The organism is Acidovorax lacteus, assembly GCF_039540375.1.
Lineage (GTDB): Bacteria > Pseudomonadota > Gammaproteobacteria > Burkholderiales > Burkholderiaceae_C > Acidovorax_G > Acidovorax_G lacteus.
In genome coordinates this window covers 112,426-118,726 of the sequence record NZ_BAABEX010000002.1, presented here as the reverse complement: position 1 = coordinate 118,726, position 6,301 = coordinate 112,426, and the positions used below count along the sequence as shown (strand labels likewise).

The following is a 6,301-nucleotide window of genomic DNA, read 5'->3' as shown; positions in this document are numbered from 1 at the left end:
ATCGCCAGGGGGGATGACTGGGGGGCGGCCTGTCTTGGCCATGGCTTTGCTCCTGCTGCGGGGATGCAGCAGGAGCAAAGTTTATTTCTTCTACACCCTCTTGGCGACCCAAAAGAAAGTCACTGCGCCGCCGGGCGCACATCCCGGCCCCGGACCACAGCACACCCCAGCGGCCCACTGCGACCCACAGACCAGTTGCTACGAATTTAATAGCTGCTCGTGCTTAAGAAGCAAGCACGAACGGCCCAAAACACACGCAACCCAGCCGCTGCACACACCGCAATCCCCTCAATACACCAAGCGCTCCGGCCGGATCTCCTGCAGGATCGTCGTCGCAATCTCTTCAATCGACTTGGTGGTGGTCGAGAGCCAGCGGATGCCCGCGCGCCGCATCATGGCTTCGGCCTCCGACACCTCCATGCGGCAGTTCTCGATGCTGGCGTAGCGCGAGTTCGGCCTCCGCTCGCTGCGGATTTCAGACAGCCGTTCGGGGCTGATGGTCAGGCCGAAGATTTTTTTGCGGTAGGGCACGAGCGCGGGCGGCAACTGGCGGCGTTCGAAGTCTTCGGGGATCAGCGGGTAGTTGGCCGCCTTCAGCCCGCACTGCATGGCCAGGTACAGGCTGGTGGGCGTCTTGCCGCTGCGGCTCACGCCCACCAGGATCACGTCGGCCGATTCCAGGTCGCGGTTGCTCTGGCCGTCGTCGTGGGCCAGGCTGAAGTTGATGGCTTCGATGCGCTCGTTGTATTCCTTGCTGCGGCTCACGTCCGAAAACCGGCCGATGCGGTGGTTGGACTTGATGCCCAGCTCCACCTCCAGCGGGTTCACAAAGGTGCCGAACATGTCGAGCAGCATGCCCTTGCAGCCGGCTTGCAGCACGCGCAGCACCTCCATGTTGACCAGCGTGGTGAACACGATGGGGCGCTTGCCCTCGAGTTCTGCCGTGTGATTGATCTGGCGCACCGCCTGGTGGGCCTTGTCCACGCTGTCCACAAAGGGCAGGCGCACGTGGCGCGGCTTGAGCTCAAACTGCGCAAGGATGGCATTGCCGAAGGTCTCGGCCGTGATGCCGGTGCCATCGGAGACGAAAAAGACAGTGCGCGAATGCATGTGAAACCCCGGGGTGAACAGCGTCAGCCTGCCGCCAGTGGCGTCGTGGGCGTCGGCCTACAATGGCCCCCATTATCTGAATTCCGTCCATGCATCCCTTCGGCCCACAAGCAGAACTACAAAGCCGTGCCGCATGCGTGGACCTTCGCCGCTCGCCCGCACGGGGCAGGTGCGCAGACCCGGTTTCAACTTCTGGAGCTTTCCCATGTCTGCACTGTTCGACGCGACCGCCCTGGTCGTTCCGTTTGAGAACCTGAGAATGAGCGACGTCGAGGTCGTTGGCGGCAAGAACGCCAGCCTCGGCGAGATGATCTCGCAGCTGCCCCAGGGCGTGCGCGTGCCCACGGGCTTTGCCACCACGGCGCATGCGTTCCGCGAGTTCCTGAAATTCGAAGGCCTGGACGCGCGCATCAACGCCCGTCTGGACGCGCTGGACACCGAGGACGTGCGTGCGCTGGCCGCTGCCGGTGCCGAGATCCGCGCCATGGTCGAGGCCCAGCCGTTCCCGGCCGACCTGGAAAAAGCCATTCGCGACGCCTTTGCCACGCTCTCGGCCGGCAATGCGCAGGCTTCGTTCGCGGTGCGCTCGTCGGCCACGGCCGAAGACCTGCCCGACGCATCGTTTGCGGGCCAGCAGGAGACCTTCCTCAACGTGGTGGGCATCGACGAGGTGCTGCACAAGATGAAGGAAGTGTTCGCCTCGCTCTACAACGACCGTGCCATCAGCTACCGCGTGCACAAGGGCTTTGCCCATGCCGACGTGGCGTTGTCGGCCGGGGTGCAGCGCATGGTGCGCTCCGACCAGGGCGCGGCCGGCGTGATGTTCACCATCGACACCGAGTCGGGCTTCGAAGACGTGGTGTTCATCACCAGCAGCTACGGCCTGGGCGAGACGGTGGTGCAGGGCGCGGTGAACCCCGACGAGTTCTACGTGCACAAGCCCATGCTCAAGGCGGGCAAGAAAGCGCTGATCCGCCGCAATCTGGGCAGCAAGCTGATCCAGATGGTGTTCTCCTCGCCCGAAGAAAAGGCTGCGAGCGGCAAGTTGGTGAAGACCGTGGACGTGCCCACCGAGCAGCGCAACCGCTACTCGCTGACCGACGCTGAAGTCGAACAGCTCGCGCACTACGCGCTGGTGATCGAGCAGCACTACGGCCGCCCAATGGACATTGAATGGGGCAAGGACGGCACGGACGGCCAGCTCTACATCCTGCAGGCGCGCCCCGAGACGGTGAAAAGCCAGGCCAAGGGCCAGGCCGAGCAGCGCTACAAACTCAAGGGCACGGGCACCGTGCTGTCCGAAGGCCGCGCCATCGGCCAGAAGATTGGCACCGGACCGGTGCGCTTGGTGCACAACATTGCCGAGATGGACAAGGTCCAGCCCGGCGACGTGCTGGTGACCGACATGACCGACCCCAACTGGGAGCCGGTGATGAAGCGCGCAAGCGCCATCGTCACCAACCGTGGCGGGCGCACCTGCCACGCGGCCATCATCGCGCGCGAGCTGGGCATTCCGGCTGTGGTGGGCTGTGGGGACGCGACCGAGCGCCTCAAGGACGGCACCCTGGTCACCGTGAGCTGTGCCGAGGGCGACACCGGCAAGATCTACGACGGCCTGCTCGAAACCGAGGTGACCGAGGTGCAGCGCGGCGAGATGCCGCCAATTGCCACCAAGATCATGATGAACGTGGGCAACCCGCAGCTCGCCTTCGACTTTGCCCAATTGCCCAACGAGGGCGTGGGCCTGGCGCGGCTGGAGTTCATCATCAACAACAACATCGGCGTACACCCCAAGGCCATCCTCGACTACCCGAATGTGGACGCCGACCTGAAGAAGGCTGTCGAATCCGTGGCCCGTGGCCACGCCAGCCCGCGCGCCTTCTATGTGGACAAGGTGGCCGAGGGCGTGGCGACGATTGCGGCGGCGTTCTGGCCCAAGCCGGTCATCGTGCGCCTGTCGGACTTCAAGTCCAACGAATACCGCAAGCTCATTGGCGGCAGCCGCTACGAGCCCGAGGAAGAGAACCCGATGCTGGGCTTCCGCGGTGCGGCGCGCTACATCAGTGAGGATTTTGGCGAGGCGTTTGCCATGGAGTGCGAAGCGCTCAAGCGCGTGCGCATCGACATGGGCCTGACCAATGTGCAGGTGATGGTGCCCTTTGTGCGCACGCTGGGCCAGGCCGAGCGCGTGACCCGCCTGCTGGCTGCCCACGGCCTGGAGCGCGGCAAGGACGAGCTCAAGGTCATCATGATGTGCGAGGTGCCGAGCAATGCCATCCTGGCCGAGCGCTTCCTGCAGTTCTTCGACGGCTTCTCGATCGGCTCCAACGACCTGACCCAGCTCACGCTGGGCCTGGATCGCGACTCGGGCCTTGAGCTGCTGGCCCAAGACTTCGACGAACGCGACCCGGCGGTGGAAGCGCTGATCCACCAGGCCATCCAGGCCTGCCGTGCGCAGGGCAAGTACATCGGCATCTGCGGCCAAGGGCCCAGCGACCACCCGGACTTTGCCCAGTGGCTGGCCCGGGAGGGTATTTCGTCGATCTCGCTCAACCCCGACAGCGTGATCGCCACCTGGCAGCAACTGGCCGCGGGTTGACCGTTCCGCCGTGCGGCACATGGCCCCCATCCCGCCCGAGTCCGAGCAGGAGTCTGCGGTGGCCGTGCTGCACGATGCGCGGCATCTGCGGCTCAAGGCTGTGCTGCTCGCGGTCTGGGCGCTCGTATCGTTCGGCACGGCCTACTGCGCCCGTGACCTGCAAAACCTGTTGTTGGGCGAGTGGCCGCTGGCCTACTGGATGGCTGCGCAAGGGGCTGTGCTGGTGTTCATCGGCATCGTGGTGGTGTACTGCGTGGCGATGAACCACTTTGAGGCGGCCGATGCGCGCGCAGCGGCCGAGGTCGCCGCAGGCGACGGTGCGCCGCTCAGCCCGACAGACCGGCATGGCTGAGCCGCTCCGCCCACTCTCCGGGGCGGCCTACGAGCGACGGCTGCACCGCATCCTGGCGTTGTACGTACTGGGCGTACTCGCCTTTTTGGCGCTCATGACCTGGGCCGAGCACGAAGGCCTGTCGCGCCACTGGATCGGTCCGATCTTCCTGTTCCTCACGGTGATGGTGTACGCCGGCATCGGCGTGTATGGCCGCACCTCGGATTCGGAGGAGTACTACGTCGCCGGGCGGCGCATCCCGCCGTTCTACAACGGCATGGCCACTGCCGCCGACTGGATGAGCGCGGCTTCGTTCATCAGCCTGTCGGGTGCGCTCTACCTGCAGGGCTTTTCAGGCAGTCCGGGTCAGCCTGGCGGGCTGGCCTATCTGCTGGGCTGGACGGGCGGTTTCTGTCTTCTGGCCATGCTGATCGCGCCGCACCTGCGGGCCATGCAGATCTACACCGTGCCCGATTTCTTCCATGTGCGCTTTGGTGGCCGCTGGCCACGCGTGATTGCGGCCTTGGCGGCGGTGCTGTGCTCGTTCACCTACGTGGTGGCGCAGATCTATGGCGTGGGTCTGATTGCTTCGCGCCTGACGGGGGTGCAGTTCGAGATCGGCATCATGCTCGGCCTGGGCGGCGTGCTGCTGTGCTCGTTTCTGGGGGGCATGCGGGCCATCACCTGGACGCAGGTGGCCCAGTATGTGGTGCTGCTGCTGGCGTTCCTGATCCCGGTGTCGTGGCTGGCGTACAAGCAGTTGGGCAACCCGATGGCTCCCCTGGTGTATGGCACGCAGATTGGCAAGATCGCCGACCTGGAGGCTCAGCTGCTCGATTCGCCCGCGGAAAACCAGGTGGTGCAGGCTTACCTGGAGCGTGCTCGTGACTATGAGCGGCGCCTAGAGAACGTGGAGGCTGCCCTGGAGCAGGAGCGCGAGCGCGCGCGCGAACGCATTCGCCAGCTGCGTGCGCAGAACGCCGACGTGGGCCTGATCGTGGCGGCCAGCCGGGAACTCGCCTCGCTGCCGCGGGACGCCGCCGCCGCCCGCGAGCGCTGGACACGCGAGATGCGCGAGAACTATGAGCGCGCGCGGCCTCTGGGAGGGCTGCCGCGCCATGCCACCGCCTACGCTGGGGATCCTGACGGCACTGCAGAAGAGCAGGCCGAGTACGAACTCGCTCGCCGCAACTTCCTGGCGCTGATGTTCTGCCTGATGGTGGGCACGGCCGGGCTGCCGCACCTGCTCACGCGCTTCTACACCGCACCTACGGTGGCGGCGGCGCGTGCCTCGGTGGGGTGGTCGCTGTTTTTCATCGCGCTGCTGTACCTGAGTGCGCCTGCGCTGGCGGCGCTTGTGAAGTACGAAGTGCTGCACAACTTGGTGGGCAGTAGCTTCGAGGCCTTGCCCGCTTGGATGGCCCAGTGGGCGCGGGTGGATGCGTCGCTGCTGTCGGTGGAGGACGTGAACGGCGACGGCATCGTGCAGTTTGGCGAGATCCATTTCGGGGCCGACCTGATCATGCTGGCCACCCCCGAACTGGGTGGGCTGCCGTATGTGGTGTCGGGCCTGGTGGCCGCGGGCGGGCTGGCGGCGGCGCTGTCCACCGCCGACGGCCTGCTGCTCACCATCAGCAACGCGCTCGTGCGCGACCTGTACTTTCGCGAACGTGCGCGGGAAGCCTCGCCCGAGCAGCGCGTGATTCTGACTAAGTTCACGCTGCTCACGGTGGCGCTGTCGGCGGCGTTTGTGGCGGCGCTCAAGCCGTCGGACATTTTGCCCATGGTGTCGGCTTCTTTCTCGCTCGCGGCCTCGGCCTTCGTGCCCGTCATGGTGCTGGGTATCTTTTGGCGCGGCACCACGCGCCAGGGGGCCGTGGCGGGCATGCTCTGTGGGCTGGGCATCACGGTGTACTACATGCTCTCGCATGTATCGGCGTTCCGCGGCCTGCCTTCCTGGCTGATTGCAGACACGCTCTGGTTCGGTATCCAGCCCATCTCGGCAGGCGTGTTTGGAGTGCCGGTCGGTGCTCTGGTGGCAGTGGCTGTAAGTCGCCTCACCCGTCCGGGACGCCTCCCGGTTGACCGCCGCGAAATTTGAGCCCCAAGCGTGGGCGAGCCCTTCCTCGCGGCTCGGGGCTGTCGTGTTGGCGACGGATACGGCTCCCCTGCAGGGCGAATCACGCGTCTCTAAGGGTTACCCGGGTGGTTGTCGTTGGCCCGCTGTGCGAATCTGCAGGACGGCTTTCATCTACACCACG

At 65.6% G+C, this 6,301-nt stretch carries 4 protein-coding genes; 3 read left to right on the top strand and 1 reads right to left on the bottom strand.

Annotation, left to right across the window (positions count from 1 at the left end; all coding sequences use genetic code 11):
- Positions 1-288: 288 nt before the first annotated feature.
- Entirely contained in the window at positions 289-1,110 is an 822-nt protein-coding gene (gene ppsR, locus ABD866_RS01360) for a posphoenolpyruvate synthetase regulatory kinase/phosphorylase PpsR (RefSeq protein WP_345060458.1), read from the bottom strand.
- 205 nt (positions 1,111-1,315) lie between these two features.
- Here ppsR and ppsA point away from each other — a divergent pair, with 205 nt between their 5' ends.
- The 3 genes from ppsA to ABD866_RS01345 are packed head-to-tail and all read left to right on the top strand — an operon-like array spanning position 1,316 to position 6,141.
- Positions 1,316-3,709: a phosphoenolpyruvate synthase gene (gene ppsA, locus ABD866_RS01355; RefSeq protein WP_345060456.1), complete on the top strand. Its 2,394-nt coding sequence runs from the start codon at positions 1,316-1,318 to the stop codon at positions 3,707-3,709.
- A gap of 19 nt (positions 3,710-3,728) precedes the next feature.
- On the top strand, positions 3,729-4,061 hold the full coding sequence (locus ABD866_RS01350) for a DUF4212 domain-containing protein (RefSeq protein ID WP_345060455.1): 333 nt from the start codon (positions 3,729-3,731) through the stop codon (positions 4,059-4,061).
- Positions 4,054-6,141 (top strand): sodium:solute symporter family protein, encoded by a 2,088-nt coding sequence (locus ABD866_RS01345; RefSeq protein WP_345060454.1) that lies wholly within the window; start codon positions 4,054-4,056, stop codon positions 6,139-6,141. Before ABD866_RS01350 ends, ABD866_RS01345 begins: the two co-directional genes overlap by 8 nt.
- Positions 6,142-6,301: the final 160 nt, after the last annotated feature.